Source organism: Metabacillus sp. 22489, from assembly GCF_052044855.1.
Classification (GTDB): Bacteria; Bacillota; Bacilli; order Bacillales; family Bacillaceae; genus Metabacillus; species Metabacillus niabensis.
Genome location: NZ_JBQENT010000002.1, coordinates 83,748 through 108,333 on the forward strand (window position 1 = coordinate 83,748; position 24,586 = coordinate 108,333).

Sequence of the window (24,586 nt, forward strand, 5' to 3'; positions counted from 1 at the left end):
AAGCGCTTATCCTAACCAATATTTATCCTATTACACACGTTCGTACATGTCAATATGTTTTCTATCAATTCGGAACTTGTTTATCCAATCACATAAACATACGTACAAGTTGACACAAAAGAGAGTGATTTACAGCAAAAGCTCTCCCCCTCAAACCCAAACAATCAATATCTTTTAACTAGAGTTTGCTAAGAGAGTCTTCCAATGTTAAGTCACTCTCTACGCATTCACTTATTCAATGCTTCTCCACAAATAAAGCGATGCATAGCTTAAATAAGGATGCCATTGCTCACTGTACATGTCCATTTCTTCACTTGTAGGCTTCCTCTCTAGGTTAAAATGCTTTTGAATCGCCTTTTGTATCCCAATGTCTGCTTTAGGAAACAAATTAGGTCTTCCTAATCCAGTTAACAAAAGATTTTGTACAGTCCATGGACCAATCCCACGAATTTTTATTAGCTTTTTCATTACTTCATCATCAGATAAGCTTTCAACTTGCGATAAATCTAAGCTCCCTTCAGCAATAAGCCGAGATGTATCAATCACATATTCAGCCTTCCTCCTGCTGAATTGCATGTTCATTAGCTCCTCAACCTCTAAAGCAGCAATCGTTTCTGGTTTTGGATAAAACCAAACATCATCAATCTCATAACCAAATGCTTTAACAAATCGTTCTGTTAACGTATGAGCAAAAGATAAATTTAATTGCTGATGAATAAAGCATTTCATTAAACAGCGATATAAATCATATTCCAATACAAGCGGCGTCCCCTCATGCTGCTGAAAAATATCTGATAGATTTGTCGCTTTGAAATGATTATTTAGTTTACTTAACGGAAAATCCCATTGAAAAATTCTAATGAGCTCAGCTTTAGCTTGTTCTTTTACATCATTATCATGTCCCTTTAACTCAAAGCGCGGATTTTCTAAAGTACCAACAGCCTGCACTTCGATGACATGTGGTTTTTCATTTATAATAAGCGGAACCTTCACCGATTGTTGCTCGTGATTTATATTGTTTAACGGATCAAGTGATAGCCTGCTTATAACACGGCCGAAATGATACGGTCCGTTTGCTTCAATGATTTCCTTCCACATTTTTATTCACAGCCTTTATACTCTTTTTGCCAATTATAGCATGGTTTTGTTTTTCCAATTAGGTTAATTTCAATGTAAGGATTTGCTTCGTTTTTATTACTAATCTGTTGTCTAAAAAAATATCTCCCTTGGTTAAAGGGAGATTAAGTCAGGATTGTCGATTATTTTTTGAAGCATTAAGTCGTCTAAGCTTTTGAAGATGTAGCCTTGTTTCTGCAATTCAACGATAGCGTTGTCCAGTCCTTCGGCATTGTCCTTTGATACGGTATGGAGAAGGATAATCGCTCCAGGGTGGATTTGTTGCATAATGTTTTCGTACGAATATCTCCAGCCTCTTTGTGCGTCTATTTTCCAGTCAACAAAGGCGAGGGACCAGAAGACAGTCGTGTATCCTAAATCTTTGGACGTTTGCAGCACCCGTTCACTGAAAATACCTCTTGGCGGCCTTAAGTAGTTCATCCCTTTTTGGTCTGTTAATTCCTCCACTTTCAGGCGAACAGATTCTAGCTCTTCTTTTATTTCTTCATCACTTTCTTTTGTGAGGTCAGGATGATACCATGAATGGTTTCCGACGATATGACCTTCCTTCACCATCCGTTTTACTAATCCTGGTTCGGATTCAATATAATGACCTGTTACAAAAAATGTTGCTGGAACCTCTCGTTTTTTTAAGACGTCTAACACCTTGCTCGTATAGCCATTTTCATAGCCATTATCAAAGGTTAAGTAAATTTCCTTCTTCGTTGTATCTCCTATATAGAAGGAGCCGTACTTGCCAAGAATTTCATCATATTCCTCTCCAGCAGAGGCTGGTTCGTGGTTTTTACTTTTTTTAAAGCCCCAATGAATTGGTTTATTTGATATCGCATATGCTTCGTTCGAAAATAATAAAATTAGACAGCATAGGATTGTCATGATAGACAATTTTTTCATTATACTCTCTCCTCATGATCGTTATATATGTATAGTGTTTATTTATGAGAGCATTCCATACTGGAAAAAATTACATTGTGTCCCTTTTCTAGTTTTTAAGGTACACTTTGTTGATTGATTGGAGTGTAACTGCAAGACTCCTGTGTGACGTTTAGTATGCAGTAAAAATAAAAAAGAGCGTGCCTTTAAAATCAGGGAAATTCCTGATTCAGGCACACTCATTCTTTTAAACAAACGTTTATTTAAATACCGGATCCTTAAATTTAGAGAGCTTTTCTAATGATGATTTATCGACATCGGCGTGAAGGCTGTTTCCGTGTGAATCCATTGTAACTACAGCTGTAAAGCCTTCAACCTTAAGATGCCACATTGCTTCTGGAATTCCAAATTGCATGAGGTCTACACCTTCTACTGATTTAATACAGTCAGCATAATATTGCGCAGCTCCTCCAATTGCATTTAAGTAGACACCACCGTGTTCTTGAAGCGCCTTTAACGTTTTTGGTCCCATTCCACCTTTTCCGATAACAGCGCGAATACCAAATCGCTTCATAATATCGCCTTGGTATGGCTCCTCACGAATACTTGTCGTTGGTCCTGCTGCTTTAACATGATACTTTCCATCCTCATCCTTCATCATAACAGGTCCACAGTGATAAATGATTTGTCCATTGAGATCAACTGGGGAGTCGTTTTCTGATAAGTATTTATGGATTGCGTCTCTTCCCGTATACATCATTCCATTAATGCGAACGACGTCACCAACTTTTAACTCTCTAATTTGTTCCTCTGTAATTGGTGCTTCTAGGACAACTTCACGAACCGATTGCTTTTGCTCTTCAGTAGAAGTAGCCTCAGCTTGCCCAAAGTCAACCTCATCTCCGTCTTGATATAACCATTCGTTAATTGCTCCTGTTTCAGGATCTAAATATACACCTAAGCGGCGATAAGCCCAGCAATTGTAAGCAACTGATACGAAGAAGCTTGCTGGAATACGGTTGATGACACCAATTTTACAACCTAGTAATGTTGTTTCTCCACCAAATCCCATCGTTCCAATTCCAAGCTCATTTGCATGCTCAAGAACATATTCCTCAAGCTTACGTAAATCTTCTCTTTCGTTCACATCATCGACACGTCTAAATAATTGCTCCTTCGCCAGCTCATAGCCGCTTGTTCGGTCACCACCGATTCCGACCCCGATAAAGCCAGCACTACAGCCTTGCCCCTGTGCTTGGTAAACGGAGTGCATAATGCATTTTCTGATTCCATCAAGGTCTCGTCCCGCTCTTCCTAAGCCTTCAAGCTCACAAGGTAAGCTATATTGGATATTTTTATTTTCACAGCCACCGCCCTTTAAAATAAGGCGTGCATCAATATAATCCTTTTCCCATTGTTCAAATTTAATGACAGGTGTTCCATCACCTAAATTATCACCGCTGTTTTTCCCAGTAATCGAATCAACCGAATTAGGACGTAGCTTGCCATCCTTTGTTGCTTGAGCAATGGCCCGCTTAATATCTTCCTTCATCTTTAGTTGATTGGCACCAACCGGAACCTTTAATTTAAACGTTGGTAAACCAGTATCCTGACAGATCGGTGAAATATTATCCTCAGCCATTTTAATATTATTCGTAATTGTTGCAAGTGACATTGCAGAACGAGTGCCAGCACTTTCTCGCAATTTTGCCGCAGCGATTGCTCTTCGTACATCTTTTGGTAGATTGGTCGATGTTTCTACTATTAATTTGTACATGCTTTCGTAAAAGTTCTCCATCTCGATTCTCCCCTTATATCGTCTCTTAATGTATCTAAACTTTCGGTCTATTTCTTCAATTTTTATTATACTCCTTCAAAAAAAGATTGAAAAGGAATATCATAAGCGCTTTCAGTTTGAAGTCTGTACCGACTTTTTTGCCCTGACATCCATCTTAGTCATGTGCCAAACTCGAAATAAAAATAGAAAAAAAGAGCAGACGCGAGTGTCATGCTCCATTTCGATCCCAATCCTTTTTAAATTGTTCATGCTTGAATTCAAGCTCATCTAACATTTTTAATAAGCGGTCAATATCTTCAACATCTGTTGACTCGGGATCCATTGAATCGAGTACTTCTAAAAACATATTTAACCGACTTTTTAAATAAGATAGTTGTGAATCCTTTTCTTGAACTGCATTACCCATTTTTATCTCTCCTCTTAAAGATATATTTCATCCTAACGTATTTATTAATTTGGCTGTTTTCGCATTTTATTGCTGTTTATTTGTTATTCGTTTTGGTTGATTTCCGATAAATTTCTCGTTTTCCGCCGGGTGGGTGATGAGCCTCTTTGGTGCTCTCACCTTTCCCACATATCCGCACCTAAACTAAATCAACCTTTACAAAGTTTAGCTTATATACAACAATATTAAGAAAATTGCCTTTAATTTTAAAACAACTGACTAAAAAGCGCAAGTTCCCTAGTGTGCTTCAAGCTACTGGATCCAAGTGAATAGAAGATGTAATCAAATCACTTGTGACGCATGAGCTTAATGAGTTAGAAACGAAAACTAAAGTACTTTCTTACTTTAATATAAAGCTCCAATGGATGATAACAATGAACGTTCATGTTAGAATGGGTATGGAGCTGACAACTCTGTATAGTAAGCTAATCTGTTTTTAAAGATATTTTAGCCTTATGTAAAAGGCTATTTTTATTTGTTAATAAAAGGAGTACCTCGAAAATGAATGTAACAAACACGTTAAAACCAATTACAACTTCATATGATCCGTGGGAAGCATATCTTGATGTCGCGCAATATGGAAAAATGGAGTTAACAAATATTGAATTTACCACAACAACACTTTGCAATATGCGGTGCGAGCATTGCGCTGTCGGTTATACACTACGTCCAAAGGACCCGAATGCTCTTCCAATTGATTTATTGTTAAAACGACTAGACGAGGTTCCAAAGCTTCGTTCCTTAAGTATTACAGGTGGGGAACCGATGCTATCGTTAAAATCTGTTGAAAATTACGTCATCCCACTTTTAAAGTATGCCCATGAACGTGGAGTGCGTACACAAATAAATTCAAATTTAACACTTGATTTAAATCGGTATGAAAAAATTATTCCATACTTGGATGTATTACACATTTCTCATAACTGGGGTACAATTGATGAGTTCGTTGAGGTTGGATTTGCCATGATGGACAGAAAGCCAACATATGCACAGAGAGCTGCATTGTTTGAGCGAATGATCGAAAACAGTCGTGCACTTGTTAAAGCAGGTGTCATTGTTTCGGCTGAAACGATGCTTAACAAAAACACCCTTCCGTATATTGAAAAAATTCATAAGCAAATTGTTGAGGAAATGCATTGTCAGCGTCATGAAATTCACCCAATGTACCCAAGTGATTTCGCCAGTGCATTGGAAACATTATCACTGTCAGAGATCCGTTCAGCGATTCATCATTTATTAGATATCCGCGATGAATCTGTTTGGATGCTATTTGGAACATTGCCATTTTACGCATGCAGCGATAATAAGGAAGATTTAGCGTTAATTAACCGTCTACGTTCAAGCAAAAATGTTACGGTTCGAAACGATCCTGATGGAAGATCCCGTTTAAATGTTAATATTTTCGATGGAAATATCATTGTGACAGATTTTGGTGATGCTCCTCCTTTAGGTAATATTAAGGATAATACCCTTCAATCTGCCTATGATAAGTGGATGGATTCTTCCTTAGCAAAATCACTCAATTGTCATTGCCCTGCTGTGAACTGTCTTGGACCGAATATTCTCGTCAAAAATAGTTATTATAAAGATGTTGATTTCACAAAACGACAGTCGAATTTATAGGTGATAGTATGGAACAAATAAAAGCGATCCTTTCAATAAACATCGTCCAAATCATCATCGCTGCCATCGTTCTCTGGATTAGTGTTGCAATTATTAACAAATCGTTAACCAAGTTCTTTCTCAGAACAGATTTTATTGAGGAACGAAAAGAAAAAACGATTGAAAGCTTAGTACGTTCATTATTGAAATATACTGCAACGATTTGCTTTATTTTATTTGTTATCTCTAAATACGTCGATAATTTCGAATCGATTCTTGCTGGAGCTGGAATTGCTGGGATTGTCATTGGCTTTGGGGCACAAAGCCTTATCAAGGATATTCTCGCCGGGTTATTTCTTATTTACGAAAAACAGCTTCATCAAGGTGATTTTGTGACAATTAATAACACCTTTAATGGCACTGTTGAAGAAATTGGTCTCCGTTCCCTAAAGGTAAGGGAATGGAGTGGAAAATTATTGACCATTTCTAACGGCGAGATTAAGCAAATTCAAAACTATAATATCGATCGGATGCGGGTAATTGAGCGGGTTGTTGTTAGGTACCAGGAGGATCCTAAAAAGGTATGGGATGCACTCGAAAAGGCCTGTAACCTTCTAAATAAACAGTTTGGACATTGCTTAAAGGTTGACGAGGAAAATTGTCTTATCGAACCGTTCACAATCTATGGAATCACCTCGTTAAATGCAGGATTCCACGGCTATGAGTACACGATTACAGGACTGGTTGATGACAAAGAGTACTGGAATACAGCAAGAGAAGCACGAAAAATCATTGCACAGGTGCTCTTTGATGAAAAAATCGGACTCGCTGAGGAGCAAATTTCTGTTAAACATAGCCAATAACAAAACCGCCTTGAAGGCTCCGATGCTTTGTTTCTTATAAAAGATAAAAAAAACAAGAACTGTTCCTGACTGGGATAACAGCTCTTGTTTTACTCTTTTCGTCATTCTCCAGCTATCACAACGACATCGACATTTTCTAACCATTTTTTCGGGTTAGTTCCATCTGGATTTGCAATCCAAACATCCATGTTCTCATCAAATAATGATTTCCCACGATACCAAATTAATTTGTTAGCTGTTTTGTTGTAAAACGGATGGTAATCTCCATACCCTTGAGGTGGATGTGTCATTTGCTTTTGCTTTTTATTGCTAATGTGAACAAGATAAAGGGCTGGAAGCGGATGCTCGCTACTATTATTTGACCATTCCTTTTCGATGACCCTTGACGTAACAATTGCCTCATTATTAAGCCAGGTAAAGTCAAGCTCTGCATAGTTTTGTGGGGTAAGGGTTCCTGATGCGGGCATTTCTTTAACCTTTAACCGCTTGTTCTTAAAGCCAAAGACAATTCTTCCTCCGCCCGCAATATATGCAAGCATATCTTTTGAAGGAGCCCATTTCGGCTTTCCGACACCTAAAATGACCTCATCCAACACTTGAAATGACTTCCCATCATTTGATAAAACCATAAGCATATTGCTGTCCATTGACCAGGACGCTGTTGGCGAGACAATGAAGGAAATCCATTTGCTGCTTGGTGAAAAGAGAAAGGAATTTGGGTAAATTGACAAAATATCAACATTTCCTTTTTTTATTTCCTTTGGGATCGTAAAAAATTCCTCTGCCTCTTCTAGCTTTATTTTGCTTAAATCACTAGGAAGCAGTTTTTTATAAATAACTGGGTTCGTCCATCCATTTGGTAGTAGCTTTGCACTTGAAGCTAATATTATACCATCATCATTTGGTAGCCACTCGTAATCTGCGACACCTAACGCTACATTATAAAAACGCTCTAAATCTGACACATTTACTAGTTCCTCATCCATAAAAGCTATAATATTTTTTGTTGCTGCCCATCTAGGTGAATGACTATCATGATAGATTTTCCTTTGCATTCCATCATTTGGACGGTAAACCCAAAGCTCCCTATGAATTTCTTCGCCTTGCTTTGCTTCATTTTGATAAGAAATCCATTGTCTATCATGTGACCATTGTGGCATGCCAACTATATGACCTGTATTCGTAACCTTCTTTTCCTCACCATTTGTCCAAAGCCATAAATCACCATCCCGAATAAAGGCTGCATCGATATTCTCTAAGCCTTGTCGATTTGCTGCAAAGCTTGCGTGAGGGAAAACTAGCAATACTGCGATAATAATAACGAGATGCTTCAACTTCCATCCCCCTTATATTTAATAAACATGAAAAAATCAATGCGTCTGAACGCACTGATTATATTCATTATTTTGGATTATCAGCTGTTACAAAACCGAATGATACATGATCTTGAATCGGAATCCATGCCCCAATTCCTTGTGACGTGACATTTTTGACGACAATGCTTTTTTTATTCCCTTTTAATACGAGGTAAACCTCACCATACGTAACCTTACCCTTTTCATTAACAGCTGGTGCATAGGCATATAAGTAGCCTAATTTTTTAGGCTGCACATTATAAATCTGGTCTGCCTTTGTCCCAGCGCCAATAATCGTTTCAAAGGAGAGTGGTAAATTCGTTTTCTTCATTGCTTTTAACAGCATCATTTTTTTCACATGCTCAGCTTCCGGTACCTTTGCGGTTAGGCCACCTTTTACAGACTTTTGTGCCTCTTGCTTATAATGCATTTGAAACGGGCCCTTCCCACCACGATTGTCTTGAAAATTCGTGTTGATCTTTTGGTATTCCCAGTTTGTAGCGGTTTCTGTTGACTGATAATTTAACGCCCATTCTCCTAAATAAATTGTTGCCCGATAACCGATTGCTAAAGGAGCATCAGAAATCGTTGACTCGTTTAATATTCGGATTAAATCAGGGTTTTCAATCGGTACATCAGATGTATCAATAAGTGATTGAGTAAAATCACTAGGTTGTAAGTATGGTAAATCTTGTGTTGGATTTGGATATGTGTTTTCCTTCGTTATCTCCATAACGGTATTTGGAATTTTAATTTGCTGCTGCTTACCTTCTGCATAAGAAGCATGAGAAACACTAAATGAAAACAGTAAGACAAGAGAAATGAATATCAATTTTTTCATACTTTCTTCTCCTTTCATAAGCTATGATTAGTGTTTTCAAGATTGTTTTTGTTTATCCAAGCTTTTTAATAAATTTCATTAAAAGCGTTTACAAAAATAAGATAACGGTGTAAAATAAAGCTATCAGAAATAAGTCCCTAGATAGTTTGTTGCGCTATTTTGCAAGCGTTACCAATTTCTCTAGTAATTTGTTTCGTCCTACAAAGAATGAATGAGGGTGACTCAAAAGGGTTTGAACCTTTTGAATCACCCTCTCTTTTTTTATAACAAATAAAAGCCAATACCCATGATGAGATAGGCTGCTAGTAGCATCGCCCCCTCAAACCAGTTTGTGTCACCGTCATTCGTGATCATAATGGTTAAAAAGACAGCTGTTACCATTGCAATAAGTTCAGGTAACGTAAAAACTAAAGGCATCCTATCGTTAAAAAATAGTGAAATTAACACTAATAGTGGGGCAACAAACATCGAAACCTGCAATGTCGAGCCGATGGCAATTTCTACTGCTACATTCATTTTATTTTTATATGCCATAATAATGGCTGAAGCATGTTCAGCAGCATTCCCGACAATCGCAACGATAATAACCCCAATAAATAGCTCCGTCCACCCGAATTGCTCTCCTACTGTTTCAAATGTATGGACAAGATTTTCTGATACGTAAGCAACTGCAATCGTTGAAAGCAATAAAATAATGATCGCCTTCATTTTTGACCATTCAGGTACCTCATGTGCTTCAGCTGTGTCTGATTTATGCTGATAGACGCCTCGATGAGTCACAAGCTTAAAGAATAGTGCAGCTAAATAAAGAATAATAAGAATGATCGAAATTCCAATGCTTAATGATAATGTTTCTGCCTCATCCATTGTCATCGAAAAGACCTCTGGAATGACAAATGCAACAACAACGGCAAATATAAGCATTCCCGAATTATGGCGTGCATCATAAACATTAAATTCCTGTCGTTTATACTTTAACCCACCGATAAAAAAGCTTAAACCCGCTACTAGGAGCAGGTTTCCTATTACTGATCCAGTTAAGGAGGCTAACACAACCCCTAATAGCCCTGCCTTCAATGAAAATATTGAAATAATCAATTCTACTGCATTTCCAAACGTTGCATTTAATAATCCACCAATTCTTGGCCCGGCAACGATTGCTAAGCTCTCTGTCGCTCTGCCCATAAAACCTGCTAGCGCAATAATTGTTAAGCAATAAATGACAAACATTAGAATTTGCGACCAATGAAAAAGGCTACCTGCTACTGATAGCGGTAATCCAATTAAAACAATAATAGTAAACAAACGATTAACCAAACTATTCACCATTCCCTTGCTTAGAATGTAAACTACTTTTTTTATAGGCTGTTCTCATAAACTTTGTTGCCTTATTATTAGTATTCGTTTTGATTGATTTCTGCTCAAGTGCATCGCTTTTTGCAAGATGCATGGTTAGCCACCTTGCTGTAAACATCCGCTTTACATTAACCAATCCTACGCATCAAAGCAGAGTTTCATACTTACGCTCCAACCAACCTTTACAATGTTAAAAACAACAATATCTTAGAAAAGAACCTGTTTGCCTTATTGTTATTGTATGATTCAGTTTTTATAGTTTAGTCTCTCAACTTAAACAAATTAATAAACCTATTTTTTGGAATTTTTGCTTACTAAGGATAATGAAGAGGTCTTCCGTGGATTAAATTTGATGAAGGTCTGCTGAAAAGTGTAAACTAGCTCCCTCGTACAGTGTTCGATGATTTGATATTTTCTCTTATGATAGTTTTTAATAGGAGCTAGTTTCATTGAACGTCGCATATCTCAAGCGATTTTTTTCTTCTTAAATCCGTAATAATACATGCTTAAAGGCCACCAGAGGATGCAAAAAATTGGATACACAGCCCAGATATGATCAGGCGTTGTAATAGCATTAACTGCAGCGAAAAATGCAATAACTAGCAAGCTCCCTGTAAGAGAAAACGCATAAAATGTTCTCGTTTTTCCATGATATAAAGCAAGCGGCCACCATAAAACAGCAAATGCAGGATAAATCGCCCACGGATGTTGAGGTGATAGGATAAGATTTAACATAATGTAATATCCTACAATACTAGCACTGCATAATATGGCCGTACTTACCTTTTTGCTATGTTTATCTAAGATAGCTAGAACCGGCCAACACAAAAGTGGTGGTATTGCATATAAAAACCATGGATATTCGGGTGTTTGTATATAGTTCTCGGTAACTAAAAAGGCAATGATAATCAAGCTGTACACAATTGATAAAAGCTTATGATTCTTTTTCTTCGCACAAAAGACACCAATCGGCCAAAGCAATAAAGCAAATGTAGGATAAATGAACCAAGGATATGTTGTACTTAAACTATTAACTACGATGATAAAGATAATCGTCATAATACTTCCTGAAAGTGCAAATTGAAAGGCTATATCCCTTTTCATTGATTAACACTCCTTTCTTCCTTATTCCGCTTCCAATAAAAGTACATCGATAACGGCCACCATAAGATTGCAAAAGTTGGGTAAACGAACCAAATTGTACCCGGTGTATAATAGAAATTAATAAAGACAAATAGCCCGATAATAAGCATGCTCCCCCATATCGAATAGCCAAGATTTAATTTTGCAAATTTGTTTCCCTTTTTCGGTTTCTTTACACCAAGCTCCTTTTTGATATCTTCAATATCACCAAATTCAACAATCGCTTTATTGATCGCATCCTCCTCGTCTTTCCCTTGTGCCATTAAATCCCAAACCTTTTCCTCTAAATTTTCAAGGACTTCCTGCTGAATCGCTCTTTTCTCTTCACTATCATGTAGATCCTTAAATAGCTCCTCTACATGATTCTTTAGTTTAATCACTCAAATCCCTCCATAAATAAATCGATAATTTCTTTCGTTTCCTTCCATTCCTTTACCATTTCCGTTAAATATGCTTTTCCAAGAGAAGTAATTCTGTAGTACTTTCGCTTTCCTCCCTGTGAGACATTTCCAAAATAAGACTCAATGAGTTCCTTTTTTTCTAAACGTTGAAAAACGGCATACAAGGTTGCTTCTTTAATTTGAAAACGATTTTCGGTACGTGAACTAATTTCTCTCGAGATTTCATATCCATATCTGTCTTTTTCTAAAATTAAGCGAAGAATCATGGAATCTAAATGTCCACGAATGATATCGCTTCTAATCATTATTACACATCCTTTACGACATTGCTCTATCTGATAGAGTAATATTATCGCAAATTACTCTATCTGTCAAAGTAATTTTTGAAAATATATGGAAAACTTGCGCCTATTTTTGGTAAACTCTGTTGCTTTGACTAAGTAGTGCTCGGTAGAAATCGAAAGTCTTGCAGGACCTTCTAGGATCAGAAACAGTAAATTAGAAAAAAAACTGCAGCTTCATTGTTAGACGTTTCCTAACAACGAAGCTGCAGTACGATTTAAATAAGCTTCTTTTTTCGTTTATATAACATGGCGTTTAATTCTCCACCAAAAATAAGGATCATTCCCGATAAATAAAACCAAATCATCAAAACGATGATTCCACCGATACTTCCATATGTCGCACTGTAATTTGCAATGTTTCCAACATAATAGGAAAATGCCAATGATACGAGAATCCACCCAATTGTTGCAGCAAATGCCCCTGGAATTCCATCCTTTATATGAAGGCGCTTATTTGGTGCAAAGAAATAAAGTGCTGTAAAAACGATGAACAGGATGATCGCACTTAAAAACCAGCGAAGCGTATTCCAAAGCGTTAAAAACTCAGTTGATAAGCCGAAATGCGAAGAAATCAATAAGCCGATTTCTCTGCCGAATACCGGTAATAATAAGGCTAGTACAATGATAAATACCATTGCGATAGTTAAAAAAATCGCCATTAGTCTTGAGGCAAAGAACGATCTTGTTTCTTCAACACCATATGCCCTATTAAATGCTCGAACGATTGAATTGATTCCATTCGATGCAGACCAAAGTGTTGCAATTACCCCGAACGATAATAAACCGCCATTTTTTTGCTCAATAATTTGATTCAATGATTCCTCTATAATCGCAACAGATTCACCAGGGGCAAATTCACTTATCGTCCCAAGCACATCCTCCTGTGTTAACGGTAAGTATGCAATTAATGTTATAAGGAAAAGTAAAAATGGAAACAGGGACAATAGGAAAAAATATGCGAGCTGTGCAGATAACCCCGCCACCTCATCATGTAAAAATCGTTTTAATAGCTCCTTAAAAAATGACAAGATATCCACCTCTCGATTATTGTCGGTTATGGAATAAATTTGTCCTTTGTTTCTTGTAGCATATGTACAACATGTGGAGAAGATTCCTTCAACTCTTGAACCTTTTCATTAATAAACGTGATATCGTCTGATACCTCTTGCACCGTCTGACGTACATGATCAATTTTTTGCTTTACTTCAGATGTTAATTTTGAAGGCTGTTTTGCATACTCTTTTACTTTTAAACCAAGCGTTTTGCCTGATTGGATTACTCCTTGGCGAGTGTTTTTATCAAATAAAGAAACAGCAGCACCAACGAGAGCTCCGATAACAATCCCTTTAACCAATTTATTGTCTTTTCCCATTTCACATTCCTCCTTACTTGATTAAAGCCTTATATGACCTTTATATACCCCAAGAGAAGCACTATGTAAAATTGACGTTTTTATTTTAATAAGTCTTGCTTTATTTCCTTTAATAGGTTTTCGCATCCTTTTGTAACAAGGTCATACACTTCTGTAAAATTCCCCGTATAATATGGGTCAGGTACATCCTCTACATCAGACTCTTTCACATAATCAAGCAGGCGTTTTATTTTCCCTGTTTGAGCATTTCCTGCCAGACGTTTAATATTCCCGATATTTTCCGCATCCATCCCAATGATATAGTCGAAATCATTTAGGTCTTGCTTGTTAATTTGTCTAGCTTTTAATCCTTCATATGAGATGTTATGTTTTGATAAAATCGTTCGTGTTCCTTCATGTGGCGGTTTTCCTGTATGCCAATTTCCTGTGCCCGCGGAATCAACCGTAATTTTCCCCTCTAAGCCTTCCTTTTCAATTAAATCCCTCATGACAGCTTCTGCCATCGGTGAACGGCAAATATTTCCTAAGCATACAAATAATATTTTTCTCATCTTAAATCCTCCTATTATCTCTACTCCTATAATAAAAGTTCTTTTCCCTTCTGACAATTATTGAAAATCCATCAATTTAAAGACATGTACGATACTAGTTTAGAATATTCTTTCTTAAGTGACTTTTAGGTACAATCTCCAATTATCACTTTACATCCTTACATGAATAAGCCCTTTCCTAAGTCACAATCAAATATAAGGGGGATGTTATGGAAAGTTTCGAAAAATTCATTGGCGATGTCAGTAGTTTTGTCTGGGGACCACCGTTACTCATTTTAATTGTCGGTACAGGGTTATATTTGACACTTCGTTTAGGATTTCTTCAATTTCGCATGCTGCCTTATTCGTTAAAGCTAGCCTTCACAAAAAAGCAGGATTCAAAATCTGAAGGAGATATTTCTCACTTTCAAGCGCTTATGACGGCGTTAGCCGCTACTGTTGGTACTGGAAATATTGTTGGGGTAGCGACCGCGGTCATTTTAGGAGGACCAGGGGCTGTTTTCTGGATGTGGATAACTGCTCTCGTTGGAATGGCGACTAAATATTCGGAGGCGATCCTTGCCGTAAAATACCGTGTAAAAGATAAAAACGGAGAAATGTCCGGCGGTCCGATGTATTATTTAGAGCGTGGTTTGAAGCAAAAATGGTTAGGCGTTTTATTTGCTATTTTCGGGGCAATTGCTGCCTTTGGAATCGGGAACATGGTTCAATCTAATTCTGTTTCAGGTGTGCTTAAGTCAACCTTTTCAGTGCCGACATATGTCACAGGCATTGTGATTACTATATTTACAGCCCTCGTCATTTTAGGTGGCATTAAATCAATAGGAAGAGTTACAGCTTATTTCGTTCCGATTATGGCCTTATTTTATCTCATCGCTGGCTTAATTGTTCTTATTATGAATGCAAGCCTTGTTCCAGAGGCAATCTCATTAATCTTTACAGACGCCTTTACTGGTGAAGCTGTTGCCGGAGGGGCACTTGGAGCTGTCATTCGTTGGGGAGTTGCTAGAGGAGTCTTCTCGAATGAAGCAGGTCTTGGCTCTGCACCGATTGCAGCTGCTGCAGCTAAATCAGATTATCCTGGCCGTCAAGCACTCGTTTCAATGACTCAGGTTTTTATTGATACAATTATCATTTGCTCGATTACAGGTATCACTGTTGTTATGGGCGATCTCTACTCAAGTGGTGCAGAAGGAAATGCTCTAACATCGATGACGTTTGAACATTTCCTTGGTCCAATCGGCTCCTATATTGTAGCGATCGGTATGCTGCTCTTCGCATATTCAACGATTCTTGGCTGGTCATACTACGGAGAAAAATGCATTTCCTATCTTTTCAATGAATCTGCGATTAAATATTATCGATATGCCTTTGTTATCGCAGTATTTATCGGTTCTGTTACAACACTTGATATCGTATGGGGAATTGCCGATGTGATGAATGGACTAATGGCCATCCCTAACCTCATTGGTCTCCTCGGTTTATCAGGTGTCGTTGTTGCCGAAACAAAAAGATTTTTAGATGTTGTCAAAGCGGAAAAAGCGCAGAAAAAAAATCAAGCAAGCTCATAACTTGTCGAGGTTTTTGAATGTTTATTTCAAAATCATGTTACAATATCTATAATATGACCTGAACTGAGAAAGGAAGGGAAAAATGAATTTAACTGAAAAGTCTGTTGAAAATGTTGAATATATGATAGAGCAAATTAAAGAAAAATTACGTGTACTAAATTTTGGGGCAATTAAACCGTCCCATTTTAATGAAGAAATGTACGAAGAGCTTAAAGAAATTTACGAGCTTGTTATGAAAAAGAAAACATTTAGCCCAAATGAAATGCAAGCAATTGCTGAAGAATTAGGAAATTTACGAAAAGGCTAATTGTTCGATTCTGACCTCCCTCTTATCATCATATGTTTTTGATAAGAAGGAGGTTTTTTCTATGATAAAAATGTGGCTGTTTATCCTCAGTTTAATTGGATTGCTGTTCATTTCCATTCTACTCGTCCTTATGCTCCTAAAAATTGCCTTAAAAACGGAAGATGCCTCACGAATTGACCCGATACCAAATGACGATGATTATGAGAAACATTGAAACAGACTACTTATGGGGGAAAGCATCCCCCCTTTTTTAAGTTTCTATCGTCATAGGTATTGCAGAGGCTAGATTTTTCCATATAAAGTTCCGCCAACGAAAAAGGATTTTCCCATTTTTTACTGAATACATAATTGAATAATATATAAAAGAAATGAGATGAATTAGATGGAAGTAATCATTAGACAAGCTATTAAAGAGGATGAGGCATTTCTTTGGGAAATGTTATATGAGGCTATTTATGTTCCTGACGGTGAAGATAAATTCGATAAATCATTATTGAAAACCTCTAAGCTAGCAAACTATGTTGAAAATTGGGGCAGAGACGGAGATTACGGTCTTATAGCTCTAAATGAACAAAATCAAAAAATAGGTGCAGTTTGGATTCGATTGTTTAATGAATTAACTAGAACCTATGGATATGTTGATGAGCAAACGCCAATTTTAAGCATGGCCCTGCTACCAGAATACCGTGGCATTGGCATTGGAACAAAGCTTATGAAGGAAATCATCGCACTTGCAAAAGAGAAACAATTTCCGGCCATTTCATTGAGTGTTGCTCCAGAAAATTCAGCCCTATCCTTATATGAGAAATTTGGCTTTATAAAAATCGGTATCGATGGCACATCTTGGGACATGATTGCAAAACTAGAGCCTAAGTAGTCTGTGCTCCTTTCCTACTTAGGCAATACTTTCAATAAGACTTCATTTTTTCACTACTAACGAATTGATCAATCATCTGAATAAACTCAATAACCTTCTTTTCATATCCAGCTGGATCAGTATTAAACGCCTCTGCGTGACCAGCCTTTGGAACGAGATATAGCTTTTTCGTTCCAGCCTTTCTTCTAAACATCTCTAATGTCATATCCAACGGGATAAACGTATCCTCTTTTCCGTGTATAAACAGTATCGGCGTCTTCGTTTTCTCTAAGCCTTTAATCGGAGAAATATCTGGAAAGCTCCAGCCATGCTTTAGCTTCACAATGAAATTGACAAAATCGATTAATGGATAGATTCCTAGCTTGAAATCCATTTTTAATCTTATTCTTAAAAGGGATTGAAAGTCGCTAAAGGAACAATCAGCAATACAAAATTTCACTCGCCGATCCCGTTTGCTTAGTTCCAAAGCAGATGCAGCCCCTAACGATTCCCCAAGCAAGCCGATAAAGGTATTGCCTCCAAACCGTTTTTCCAGATAGTCAATCCATGCCTTTAAATCATCCTTTTCATAGAAACCGTATGATGTATACTTTCCCCCACTTAATCCATGGTATCTATGATCACATAATAGAACATGAAATCCTCGTTTTTGAAACATTTTCACATATTTAAAGCTCCCAAATAATGACCATGTGATACCATGCGCAATAATGACAACCTTTTTTCCATTCTCTACAGGAAAAAACATCCCATGTAATTTATATCCGTAATAGGATGGAATAAATAATTCTTCCTTTTTTATCGAGTTGAAAGCACGTTCGTCAATTTCACCTCTTTGAATGCCAATTTTGAATGTTTTCTCATATGATACCCTTCTTGGTGAAAGGAGAAGCCAGCTTGCAATAAAGGCAAAAACCACGCAAGCACTAATACAAGTCATAATCGAATAAAGCAGCCATTGTGGAATCACTCTCTCACCCCTCCTAGGCTTTTTTATATCGTATTACGAACTCCCCTTCGTTGTGAAAAATTTTTTCATAATAGGATTGAAAAAGAGGGTGGCTCAAAACTAAAGATCAAGACCCCTCAAACACACTATCTAAACTAATGATGAGACTAGTTTATATCAGTGTTTGTTGGAGGGATTAGACGTTTTAAGTCACCCTTTACGATTTATTTCGTAAGCTTTCCGATGATTTTTTCCTTATAAAAAGCAGAGGCAGGTGCATCAAGTATCTTTCTCTTATTCAATAATTGCTCTAAGCGTAGCTCCTTCTCATGCTTTTTCTTTTTAAGCTTCACCCTTTCTTCTAGGTTATCACATGTTGCGAGTAAATCATCTAAAGACAATAGCTCTTCTTTGATTTTATCGACATCCTCAAGCATGTTTGAATTTTTCATAACTTTATAAGCGATCCGTAAATCCTCTGGGATATGTGATAAATCCTCCAGTTTCAAAGGCTTACCCTTTCCTGGCAAATCATCAAATTCCCCTTCCGCGATTGCCCGTTTAATTTTGTCTTCGGCTATAATTGAAAAAATATCCATATATAGTCACTCCCTCATGACAATTTATTATATTCAAAAATCAATTTCTCTAAGTTATCCTATTGTATTTCGATTTTCGAAAGAGTATGATGGGACATTATATACTTGATTGAAGGTGCTGCGATGAGAATACGAGATTGGGATTTAAACCTTAAAATTCGTTTATTTGGTGAAGCGCTAATGAACATTACCTATTGGATGTTCTTTCCGTTTCTAACGATTTATTTTGCCAATGCATTTGGTAAAGAGCTTGCTGGATTACTATTGATTATTTCCCAATTATTTTCTGTTCTTGCAAATTTAATGGGAGGGCATTTCGCTGACAAATATGGTCGCAAAACAATGATGGTTCTTTCCTCATTTGGCCAAGGACTTTCCTTTATTTTATTTGCTTCTACGAATTCACCATGGCTAGATATGCCATTATTAGGATTCGTCTTCTTTTCTTTAGCAGGTGTTTTCGGAGCATTTTATTGGCCAGCATCCCAAGCAATGGTTACAGATGTAGTCGATGAAAAACATCGAAGTGGCGTGTTTGCTATATTCTATACATCTATTAATATAGCTGTTGTTATCGGACCTATTTTAGGAGCGATTTTCTATGTTCGTTATCCATTTGAGGTTCTCTGTATATCCGGAATCATTTGTTTACTGCTTTCCTATTTATTAAAAAGAAACACAAGAGAGACAGCTCCAGTGTATCAAACAGAGCAGCAAAATTCATCTGGAAAATGGTATGGCATGATTATGCAACAAATCAAGGATTACAAGATTATTTTTAACGATCGGGCATTTTTATTGTATATCATTGCAGGTGTATTAGTGGCTCTTACCTTTATGCAATTGGATATGCTTTTACCAGTTTATATAACTGAAATGGTTCAAAAACAAAATATGTTCCATTTCGGTGATTGGTCTCTAACATTGTCTGGGGAGCAGCTATTTGGTGTAGTTCTTTCAGAAAACGGTCTTTTAGTTGCCTTATTTACAATTATCGTGACGAAGTGGATGAATACATATAAGGAGAAAAATGTCTTCGTTGTATCATCAATCATCTATGGGATTGCGATCGCTACATTTGGTCTTTCAACATCCGTATGGGTTATTATCCTCGCGATGGGCTTGTTTACATTTGCCGAGCTTATGACAGCAGGGATTCAACAAACCTTCGTTTCAAAAATCTCTCCTGAGCATATGAGAGGACAATATTTTGCAGCAGCTAGTTTGAGAAACACGATCGGTCGAACAATCGCACCAGTTGCAATCCCGATGTCGTTATGGTTTGGCTATTTGCCGACTTTTGTTATGTTAGGAATTCTAGCTCTTATTAGCGGCTATTTATATTATGTAATGTTTCAAATGGCTGAGCAAAAGCTGAACAACTATGTGAAAGCTAGTTAACTGGTTTCAAGGCAAAAAAACGAGGTTGGGACAAAAGATTTTCAACATAAAAAAATCCGAACTATAATTTGGAATTCTGCTTTAAACTTCGTGTCCTTTTTGTAAGTAGCAATACTTGTATACATTGTTGCTTTTTACTAGTAGTCGTTCTGGTTGATTTCCTCGTGCAGTACTCGCTTTCCGCGGGGTGGGTGGTGAGCCTCCTCGGTGTAAACCTGCTTAGGTCTCACCTCTCCCACGCATCCCGCAGGAGTCTCGCACTTACGCTCCAATCAACCTTAATAAAGTTTGCACAAAAAACCGACCTCTTCGTAAAGAGTCTTTTCTTTATAGTTTTTTGAAATAAGCAATGTTCGGTTTTCATAGAAATATATTCGTTATGTCCCAGCCTCGTTTTGTATTCTTTAAAGATGATCGTACTAAATTCCAACCACGTTCTATCCTAATTTCATCTTCTTTTATCACCTTAAGAAATCTACCTTTTGTTCTATCTACTCATTCTGCTCCTCATCATGTTCAAACATATACTTAAGAATTGATAGTTTATTCGTCCAAAACTGTTCGTAATAGGAGAGCCACTGCTTTACTTCTGTTAACGGTTCAGGGTGTAATTGATAGATCTTTTCTCTCCCTTTTCTTTCCCCGCGAACAAGCTCCGCCTCCGATAAAATCGTTAGATGCTTGACAATAGCTGTTCGACTCATTGGAAAGTGAGACGATATTTTCGAAATAGGTAATTCCTGTTCCGATAGTAATTGGAGAATTTTACGCCTTGTCGGGTCAGCGATCGCTTGAAAAACGTCATGTTTTTCTGCTGCTTGAGACATTTATCCTTCAACTGCCTTTTTCAGATTTTCATTTACAATGCCAACCCAGCCTTTGCTCATACGATCACGAATAACAGAGCTTTTTTCATTTGCTTTCGAAATTTTACTTTCTGCTTCCTTCCAGCCACCGTGGATAAGGGTAAATTCCGTTTTATCTCCTAAATCTTTCAAAATAAATGTAACGATCCAACCGTCTGTATCCCATGCAAAAGAAAGTCGATTTGGTTCATCAATTTCTAACACTTTACAAGGTGATGGGCCAAACGGTGATTGAACATGGAATTCATGTCCTTCCTTTGCCTCAAAGTCATTTGGCATAAACCAAGCAGCAATTCCTTCTGCAGTCGATACCTTTTCCCATACTTTTTGAATGGATGCATTTAATATAACGGTTTGTGTAATATCCTGTAATTGTTCATTTGAATTCATATTTCTGTTATTCCTTTCATTCCTAAAATATAACCAAATGGTTTTATATTACACATCATATAACACCATTTGGTTTCATGTCAATGAACTTATTTCGTTTAGTTAAGATTTACCATCATTTCACTATGTACATGACCTTTCTTTTTGACAACATAAAGACCAAATCAAATACGATTTGGTCAGCCACTCCATTATTTTAGAGAATTAAGTATTTAAATCGTTTAAACCAGGACTATGTTCATTAGGCATTTCTGGCATTACCGGTACTGGATAACCTTTTGGTGGCGGAACAACTTGTAATGTTCCATCATTCCTACTTGGAGATTCTCCTTGGAAAATTTGTCCGATGAGAGTATCATCTAATCTAAAGTTAAATTGAGCGTTATGGAAGCCCATTTCTACATATTTTCGACATTCAGGATACTTGTTAATATCATAGTTCGGAACAGGGAAAATTTTAGCCCAATCTACCCCTAATGTTTCCAACGCTTTCGCAAATGCATTTTGATGTGCATTGTCACGAACAATTAAAAATGCTAATGTTTCTCTAAACGTTTTATTTGAACTCATTTCATAAATTCTTGATTTTTGTAATACACCAGTCGATTCTAAAACAAGGTTATCTAATAAATCACTAATTAAGTTTCCATGGCTATAAACATAGTTTCCGCTCCATGGGTTCCCTGCAGCATCTACCGGAAGCGAGCTTTGTGCTCCCATAATAAAATGATGTGGATTCGCATGCTTGATTGCATCCTCAAGCGGTGCTCTAGTGCTTCCCTCTGCACCAACCGCATCTTCTCCCGCTCCATTTAAAAGCTGGTTAATCGTCGTTTGCACTAATTCAACATGGCTGATTTCCTCTAAGAAAACACCTCTAATTAAATCACGATATTGCTTTTGATTCCCGCGAAAGTTTGCGCTCTGGAAGAAGAATTGCATCATCGTTCTCATTTCTCCAAATCTTCCACCTAATGTTTCTTGAAGGACCTTTGCAGCTTCTGGATCAGGCTTGTCAGGAACAATCATATTGATTAAATCTTCTCTATAAAAATACAATTCATACCCTCCTAATGGATTCTCGATTCAAATTTCCCTTTTATCGTTTCCATACATATATTTTTTATCCACATCTCATGAACGAAAAAATGAGTATGCATAAAATAGGAGGGATGTTGTTCACCTTTTATACAACTTCTTTTATCGGAATAAATAAATCCACTTTCCCCTTGCCTTCGGGATCGTCGGCAGGGTTATTTTGATTGAATTCAAGGTTGTTTCTCGAATAATCAGCCTCATACTCACTATTAGTAGGCAGCCAAACTTCAAATACATATTGATAAGCAAACACTAATTTTTCCACCTGATCATAGAAGGGATACATCACATAAAGTCCACCATCTAGCTGTCTGAATTCGACCTCTTTATGGCTTTCCTTTGCAAATCCTTCAGGGATTGTGACACATGCATCATGCCGACATTGATGCCCTTCAATAATATTCGGGTCATCTAAGGAGATCCCGATAAAATGCTGGTTAGGTGGAACTAAATCATTACGTATCGCCCAGTCTAATAATTTCCCCCAATGATCCTGTGGCTCAAAATAACTTCCAACTCTTCTAATATAGGCAATCTCATATTTCGGTAATTCTCTAATTTCAACTGTCATGATTCTATCCCCTTCCCTAATATGGAAATCTTTTACTTATTTAATTCTCCTCTATTCGATATTTTCCTTTAATGAAAATGAATCGGATTATTCTAATAGGTAATATTAAAGTTAAACTACAAGAAATAAGGAAAGTGGAGGGACTAAAATGGCAAGAAAGAAAGATAAATTCTTTACTCACTTAACAGGGATATCAGCCAATTTAAAGGAAAGTGCAAATTACTTTGCCGACTATAAGTTGAAGAATGCGAATGACCTTAAAATCTTTTCTGAAAAAATGAAGGAATTTGAATCAAAGGGAGATACGTTAGTACATGAGGTGACAAAGGATTTACATAACGCTTTTATTACTTCTATTGAACGAGAAGATATTCTGACGTTAACAATGAATTTAGATGATATTTTAGACGGTATCGAACATACAGCTTCATTATTTGAAATGTATTCTGTCTTGGAAGTTGATGAATATATGAATAAGTTTGTCGAAGCAATTAAGAAATGTGTAGATGAAATTGATAAGGCGATCGAGCTCCTTTCTGCAAAAAAATTGCTTGCTATAAGAGAACATGCGATCAAGGTTAGAGAGCTAGAATCAAAATGTGACGAATTGCTACGCAGTTCCATTAAACATTTATTTGAGGTAGAAAAGGATCCAATCAAAATCATTCAATATAAAGAAATTTATGAGGATTTAGAGGAAATAGCAGACTTTTGCCAAACAGTCGCTAATACGTTTGAATCAATTATTATGAAAAACGCATAGCGCTCCCACATACTACGACACAATCTAACTGTTAGTGGAGGTTCAAATGACAATTATTGTTATCATCCTTATACTTGCATTAATCTTTGAGTTCATTAATGGGTTTCATGATACAGCAAACGCGATTGCGATGTCTGTATCAACAAGAGCATTATCCCCTCGATTTGCGGTTATTTATGCTGGGGTCTTAAATTTCATCGGTGCTTTAGTATCACAAGCAGTTGCCAAATCAATCGGGGGAAAAATCGCTGATCCCTTTCAAATTGAAAACGGCTTATACATTGTGATCGCAGCGTTAATTGCAGCAATTTTTTGGAATCTTTTCACATGGTATTATGGGATTCCATCTTCATCCTCTCATACATTAATTGGTTCTGTCGCTGGAGCTGTTATTTTCGGCTCTGGGCTTAACTCAATTAATTGGCAAGGATTTACCGATATTATTCAAGCGCTCATTATTTCGCCATTTTTAGCCTTTGGCGTTGGTTTTGTTCTGATGAAAATATTAGCCCTTTTATTAAAAAATTTAAACCCTCATCGCGCAACACGTGGCTTACGCGGCTTTCAAATTGTTGCTTCAGGTTTAGCTGCCTATTCTCATGGCGGAAATGACGGGCAAAAAACGATGGGGATTATTGTTTTTGCTTTAGTTGCCGGTGGGTTCCAATCGACATTAGATGTACCATTTTGGGTTCAGGTTACGTGCGCTGCGACTATCGGGCTTGGAACAATGATTGGTGGGATGCGGATTATCAAAACAGTTGCAAAGAAAATCTTCAAGGTGCAGCCAATAAATGGATTTGCAGCTGATTTATCATCATTCGCAGTCTTACAAGGTGCGACGATGCTTGGCTTACCTGTATCGACGACACATGTGTCATCCTCTTCAATCTTAGGTGTTGGTTCAGCTAAGCGTTTCCGTGGTGTAAATTGGGGGGTCGCAATAAGAATTGTGACAACATGGGTCATTACCCTTCCAATATCAGCGTTAATCGCAGGGCTCATTATAACAATTATCAATTTTTTCTTATAGAACAAATAAAGTGTGGGACTGTCTGAAAGTGTCTCTTCCAACAAACAAAAAGGGGCTCGCCTCATTTTTTTAGGCAGCCC

29 protein-coding genes are annotated in these 24,586 nt (G+C 37.2%); 9 read left to right on the forward strand and 20 right to left on the reverse strand.

Features of this window, described 5'->3' with window-relative positions:
* Nucleotides 1–231 precede the first annotated feature (231 nt).
* From ACTJJ9_RS01650 to ACTJJ9_RS01665, 4 genes are all read right to left on the reverse strand, one after another.
* On the reverse strand, nt 232–1,098 hold the full coding sequence (locus ACTJJ9_RS01650) for a DNA-3-methyladenine glycosylase family protein (RefSeq protein WP_145583842.1): 867 nt from the start codon (nt 1,096–1,098) through the stop codon (nt 232–234).
* A 132-nt stretch (nt 1,099–1,230) separates the two neighbouring features.
* Nucleotides 1,231–2,031 carry a delta-lactam-biosynthetic de-N-acetylase gene (gene pdaA, locus ACTJJ9_RS01655; RefSeq protein ID WP_145583843.1) on the reverse strand — a complete coding sequence of 267 codons (801 nt, stop codon included), beginning with the start codon at nt 2,029–2,031 and terminating at the stop codon, nt 1,231–1,233.
* Nucleotides 2,032–2,269: 238 nt separating this feature from the next.
* The gene (locus tag ACTJJ9_RS01660; protein ID WP_145583852.1) at nt 2,270–3,808 is read right to left on the reverse strand and encodes a fumarate hydratase; all 1,539 of its coding nucleotides are present in this window, start codon (nt 3,806–3,808) and stop codon (nt 2,270–2,272) included.
* 208 nt (nt 3,809–4,016) lie between these two features.
* Nucleotides 4,017–4,214: an SE1561 family protein gene (locus tag ACTJJ9_RS01665; protein ID WP_145583854.1), complete on the reverse strand. Its 198-nt coding sequence runs from the start codon at nt 4,212–4,214 to the stop codon at nt 4,017–4,019.
* 540 nt (nt 4,215–4,754) lie between these two features.
* Here ACTJJ9_RS01665 and yfkAB point away from each other — a divergent pair.
* Together yfkAB and ACTJJ9_RS01675 are read left to right on the forward strand one after the other, a co-directional pair.
* Nucleotides 4,755–5,876: a radical SAM/CxCxxxxC motif protein YfkAB gene (gene yfkAB / locus ACTJJ9_RS01670; RefSeq protein WP_145583856.1), complete on the forward strand. Its 1,122-nt coding sequence runs from the start codon at nt 4,755–4,757 to the stop codon at nt 5,874–5,876.
* Nucleotides 5,877–5,884: 8 nt separating this feature from the next.
* Complete coding sequence (locus ACTJJ9_RS01675) at nt 5,885–6,718, forward strand: mechanosensitive ion channel family protein (protein WP_145583858.1); 834 nt, start codon at nt 5,885–5,887, stop codon at nt 6,716–6,718.
* 101 nt (nt 6,719–6,819) lie between these two features.
* Here the strand turns inward: ACTJJ9_RS01675 and ACTJJ9_RS01680 are convergent, their stop codons facing one another.
* The 10 genes from ACTJJ9_RS01680 to ACTJJ9_RS01725 form a co-directional block, all read right to left on the reverse strand.
* Entirely contained in the window at nt 6,820–8,052 is a 1,233-nt protein-coding gene (locus tag ACTJJ9_RS01680; protein ID WP_145583860.1) for a hypothetical protein, read from the reverse strand.
* Between the two features lie 67 nt (nt 8,053–8,119).
* On the reverse strand, nt 8,120–8,914 hold the full coding sequence (locus tag ACTJJ9_RS01685) for a YfkD famly protein (protein ID WP_145583862.1): 795 nt from the start codon (nt 8,912–8,914) through the stop codon (nt 8,120–8,122).
* Nucleotides 8,915–9,175: 261 nt separating this feature from the next.
* On the reverse strand, nt 9,176–10,231 hold the full coding sequence (gene cax / locus ACTJJ9_RS01690; protein WP_145583864.1) for a calcium/proton exchanger: 1,056 nt from the start codon (nt 10,229–10,231) through the stop codon (nt 9,176–9,178).
* 1 nt (nt 10,232) lies between these two features.
* A complete protein-coding gene (locus ACTJJ9_RS01695) occupies nt 10,233–10,364 on the reverse strand; it encodes a hypothetical protein (protein WP_255451982.1) in 132 nt (43 codons plus the stop codon).
* A gap of 371 nt (nt 10,365–10,735) precedes the next feature.
* Entirely contained in the window at nt 10,736–11,374 is a 639-nt protein-coding gene (locus ACTJJ9_RS01700) for a hypothetical protein (RefSeq protein ID WP_145583866.1), read from the reverse strand.
* A complete protein-coding gene (locus tag ACTJJ9_RS01705) occupies nt 11,371–11,793 on the reverse strand; it encodes a permease prefix domain 1-containing protein (protein ID WP_145583868.1) in 423 nt (140 codons plus the stop codon). Before ACTJJ9_RS01705 ends, ACTJJ9_RS01700 begins: the two co-directional genes overlap by 4 nt.
* Nucleotides 11,790–12,119, reverse strand: coding sequence for a PadR family transcriptional regulator (locus ACTJJ9_RS01710; protein ID WP_095299182.1), 330 nt, complete (start codon nt 12,117–12,119; stop codon nt 11,790–11,792). Before ACTJJ9_RS01710 ends, ACTJJ9_RS01705 begins: the two co-directional genes overlap by 4 nt.
* Before the next feature lie 254 nt (nt 12,120–12,373).
* A complete protein-coding gene (locus ACTJJ9_RS01715; protein WP_255451983.1) occupies nt 12,374–13,186 on the reverse strand; it encodes a YihY/virulence factor BrkB family protein in 813 nt (270 codons plus the stop codon).
* 26 nt (nt 13,187–13,212) lie between these two features.
* Complete coding sequence (locus ACTJJ9_RS01720; RefSeq protein WP_145583872.1) at nt 13,213–13,530, reverse strand: YtxH domain-containing protein; 318 nt, start codon at nt 13,528–13,530, stop codon at nt 13,213–13,215.
* Between the two features lie 80 nt (nt 13,531–13,610).
* Nucleotides 13,611–14,081, reverse strand: coding sequence for a low molecular weight protein-tyrosine-phosphatase (locus ACTJJ9_RS01725; protein ID WP_145583874.1), 471 nt, complete (start codon nt 14,079–14,081; stop codon nt 13,611–13,613).
* Between the two features lie 209 nt (nt 14,082–14,290).
* On the opposite strand from ACTJJ9_RS01725, the gene ACTJJ9_RS01730 reads away from it, so the two are divergent.
* The 4 genes from ACTJJ9_RS01730 to ACTJJ9_RS01745 all read left to right on the forward strand — a co-directional run bounded on the left by ACTJJ9_RS01730 (nt 14,291) and on the right by ACTJJ9_RS01745 (nt 16,836).
* Entirely contained in the window at nt 14,291–15,652 is a 1,362-nt protein-coding gene (locus ACTJJ9_RS01730; protein WP_145583877.1) for an alanine/glycine:cation symporter family protein, read from the forward strand.
* An 82-nt stretch (nt 15,653–15,734) separates the two neighbouring features.
* Nucleotides 15,735–15,959 carry a DUF1128 domain-containing protein gene (locus ACTJJ9_RS01735; RefSeq protein WP_095300572.1) on the forward strand — a complete coding sequence of 75 codons (225 nt, stop codon included), beginning with the start codon at nt 15,735–15,737 and terminating at the stop codon, nt 15,957–15,959.
* A 61-nt stretch (nt 15,960–16,020) separates the two neighbouring features.
* The gene (locus ACTJJ9_RS01740) at nt 16,021–16,173 is read left to right on the forward strand and encodes a hypothetical protein (protein ID WP_186324276.1); all 153 of its coding nucleotides are present in this window, start codon (nt 16,021–16,023) and stop codon (nt 16,171–16,173) included.
* A 168-nt stretch (nt 16,174–16,341) separates the two neighbouring features.
* The gene (locus ACTJJ9_RS01745) at nt 16,342–16,836 is read left to right on the forward strand and encodes a GNAT family N-acetyltransferase (RefSeq protein ID WP_145583879.1); all 495 of its coding nucleotides are present in this window, start codon (nt 16,342–16,344) and stop codon (nt 16,834–16,836) included.
* 31 nt (nt 16,837–16,867) lie between these two features.
* Here the strand turns inward: ACTJJ9_RS01745 and ACTJJ9_RS01750 are convergent, their stop codons facing one another.
* Nucleotides 16,868–17,806 carry an alpha/beta hydrolase gene (locus ACTJJ9_RS01750; RefSeq protein WP_249921987.1) on the reverse strand — a complete coding sequence of 313 codons (939 nt, stop codon included), beginning with the start codon at nt 17,804–17,806 and terminating at the stop codon, nt 16,868–16,870.
* Between the two features lie 203 nt (nt 17,807–18,009).
* Nucleotides 18,010–18,384 (reverse strand): J-domain-containing protein, encoded by a 375-nt coding sequence (locus ACTJJ9_RS01755; protein WP_095300570.1) that lies wholly within the window; start codon nt 18,382–18,384, stop codon nt 18,010–18,012.
* 123 nt (nt 18,385–18,507) lie between these two features.
* On the opposite strand from ACTJJ9_RS01755, the gene ACTJJ9_RS01760 reads away from it, so the two are divergent.
* A complete protein-coding gene (locus tag ACTJJ9_RS01760) occupies nt 18,508–19,785 on the forward strand; it encodes an MDR family MFS transporter (RefSeq protein WP_145583881.1) in 1,278 nt (425 codons plus the stop codon).
* A 491-nt stretch (nt 19,786–20,276) separates the two neighbouring features.
* Here ACTJJ9_RS01760 and ACTJJ9_RS01765 read toward each other — a convergent pair whose 3' ends face one another.
* The 4 genes from ACTJJ9_RS01765 to ACTJJ9_RS01780 form a co-directional block, all read right to left on the reverse strand.
* Nucleotides 20,277–20,612, reverse strand: coding sequence for an ArsR/SmtB family transcription factor (locus ACTJJ9_RS01765; protein WP_145583883.1), 336 nt, complete (start codon nt 20,610–20,612; stop codon nt 20,277–20,279).
* The gene (locus ACTJJ9_RS01770) at nt 20,613–21,041 is read right to left on the reverse strand and encodes an SRPBCC family protein (RefSeq protein WP_145583885.1); all 429 of its coding nucleotides are present in this window, start codon (nt 21,039–21,041) and stop codon (nt 20,613–20,615) included.
* A 204-nt stretch (nt 21,042–21,245) separates the two neighbouring features.
* Nucleotides 21,246–22,100, reverse strand: a complete 855-nt coding sequence (locus ACTJJ9_RS01775; RefSeq protein WP_095300566.1) for a manganese catalase family protein — start codon at nt 22,098–22,100, stop codon at nt 21,246–21,248.
* 127 nt (nt 22,101–22,227) lie between these two features.
* Nucleotides 22,228–22,710, reverse strand: a complete 483-nt coding sequence (locus ACTJJ9_RS01780) for a GyrI-like domain-containing protein (RefSeq protein WP_145583887.1) — start codon at nt 22,708–22,710, stop codon at nt 22,228–22,230.
* A gap of 148 nt (nt 22,711–22,858) precedes the next feature.
* Here ACTJJ9_RS01780 and ACTJJ9_RS01785 point away from each other — a divergent pair, with 148 nt between their 5' ends.
* Both ACTJJ9_RS01785 and ACTJJ9_RS01790 read left to right on the forward strand, forming a co-directional pair.
* Nucleotides 22,859–23,473, forward strand: a complete 615-nt coding sequence (locus ACTJJ9_RS01785; protein ID WP_095300564.1) for a DUF47 domain-containing protein — start codon at nt 22,859–22,861, stop codon at nt 23,471–23,473.
* A gap of 46 nt (nt 23,474–23,519) precedes the next feature.
* Entirely contained in the window at nt 23,520–24,506 is a 987-nt protein-coding gene (locus ACTJJ9_RS01790) for an inorganic phosphate transporter (RefSeq protein WP_095300563.1), read from the forward strand.
* Nucleotides 24,507–24,586: the final 80 nt, after the last annotated feature.

Excerpts from the sequence above, each read along its gene's own strand:
- ACTJJ9_RS01650 (WP_145583842.1), bottom strand. The coding sequence starts at position 1,098 with ATGTGGAAGGAAATCATTGAAGCAAACGGACCGTATCATTTCGGCCGT.
- pdaA (WP_145583843.1), bottom strand. The coding sequence starts at position 2,031 with ATGAAAAAATTGTCTATCATGACAATCCTATGCTGTCTAATTTTATTA.
- ACTJJ9_RS01660 (WP_145583852.1), bottom strand. The coding sequence starts at position 3,808 with ATGGAGAACTTTTACGAAAGCATGTACAAATTAATAGTAGAAACATCG.
- ACTJJ9_RS01665 (WP_145583854.1), bottom strand. The coding sequence starts at position 4,214 with ATGGGTAATGCAGTTCAAGAAAAGGATTCACAACTATCTTATTTAAAA.
- yfkAB (WP_145583856.1), top strand. The coding sequence starts at position 4,755 with ATGAATGTAACAAACACGTTAAAACCAATTACAACTTCATATGATCCG.
- ACTJJ9_RS01675 (WP_145583858.1), top strand. The coding sequence starts at position 5,885 with ATGGAACAAATAAAAGCGATCCTTTCAATAAACATCGTCCAAATCATC.
- ACTJJ9_RS01685 (WP_145583862.1), bottom strand. The coding sequence starts at position 8,914 with ATGAAAAAATTGATATTCATTTCTCTTGTCTTACTGTTTTCATTTAGT.
- ACTJJ9_RS01695 (WP_255451982.1), bottom strand. The coding sequence starts at position 10,364 with ATGCATCTTGCAAAAAGCGATGCACTTGAGCAGAAATCAATCAAAACG.
- ACTJJ9_RS01700 (WP_145583866.1), bottom strand. The coding sequence starts at position 11,374 with ATGAAAAGGGATATAGCCTTTCAATTTGCACTTTCAGGAAGTATTATG.
- ACTJJ9_RS01710 (WP_095299182.1), bottom strand. The coding sequence starts at position 12,119 with ATGATTAGAAGCGATATCATTCGTGGACATTTAGATTCCATGATTCTT.
- ACTJJ9_RS01720 (WP_145583872.1), bottom strand. The coding sequence starts at position 13,530 with ATGGGAAAAGACAATAAATTGGTTAAAGGGATTGTTATCGGAGCTCTC.
- ACTJJ9_RS01725 (WP_145583874.1), bottom strand. The coding sequence starts at position 14,081 with ATGAGAAAAATATTATTTGTATGCTTAGGAAATATTTGCCGTTCACCG.
- ACTJJ9_RS01730 (WP_145583877.1), top strand. The coding sequence starts at position 14,291 with ATGGAAAGTTTCGAAAAATTCATTGGCGATGTCAGTAGTTTTGTCTGG.
- ACTJJ9_RS01735 (WP_095300572.1), top strand. The coding sequence starts at position 15,735 with ATGAATTTAACTGAAAAGTCTGTTGAAAATGTTGAATATATGATAGAG.
- ACTJJ9_RS01740 (WP_186324276.1), top strand. The coding sequence starts at position 16,021 with ATGATAAAAATGTGGCTGTTTATCCTCAGTTTAATTGGATTGCTGTTC.
- ACTJJ9_RS01745 (WP_145583879.1), top strand. The coding sequence starts at position 16,342 with ATGGAAGTAATCATTAGACAAGCTATTAAAGAGGATGAGGCATTTCTT.
- ACTJJ9_RS01755 (WP_095300570.1), bottom strand. The coding sequence starts at position 18,384 with ATGGATATTTTTTCAATTATAGCCGAAGACAAAATTAAACGGGCAATC.
- ACTJJ9_RS01760 (WP_145583881.1), top strand. The coding sequence starts at position 18,508 with ATGAGAATACGAGATTGGGATTTAAACCTTAAAATTCGTTTATTTGGT.
- ACTJJ9_RS01765 (WP_145583883.1), bottom strand. The coding sequence starts at position 20,612 with ATGTCTCAAGCAGCAGAAAAACATGACGTTTTTCAAGCGATCGCTGAC.
- ACTJJ9_RS01770 (WP_145583885.1), bottom strand. The coding sequence starts at position 21,041 with ATGAATTCAAATGAACAATTACAGGATATTACACAAACCGTTATATTA.
- ACTJJ9_RS01780 (WP_145583887.1), bottom strand. The coding sequence starts at position 22,710 with ATGACAGTTGAAATTAGAGAATTACCGAAATATGAGATTGCCTATATT.
- ACTJJ9_RS01785 (WP_095300564.1), top strand. The coding sequence starts at position 22,859 with ATGGCAAGAAAGAAAGATAAATTCTTTACTCACTTAACAGGGATATCA.
- ACTJJ9_RS01790 (WP_095300563.1), top strand. The coding sequence starts at position 23,520 with ATGACAATTATTGTTATCATCCTTATACTTGCATTAATCTTTGAGTTC.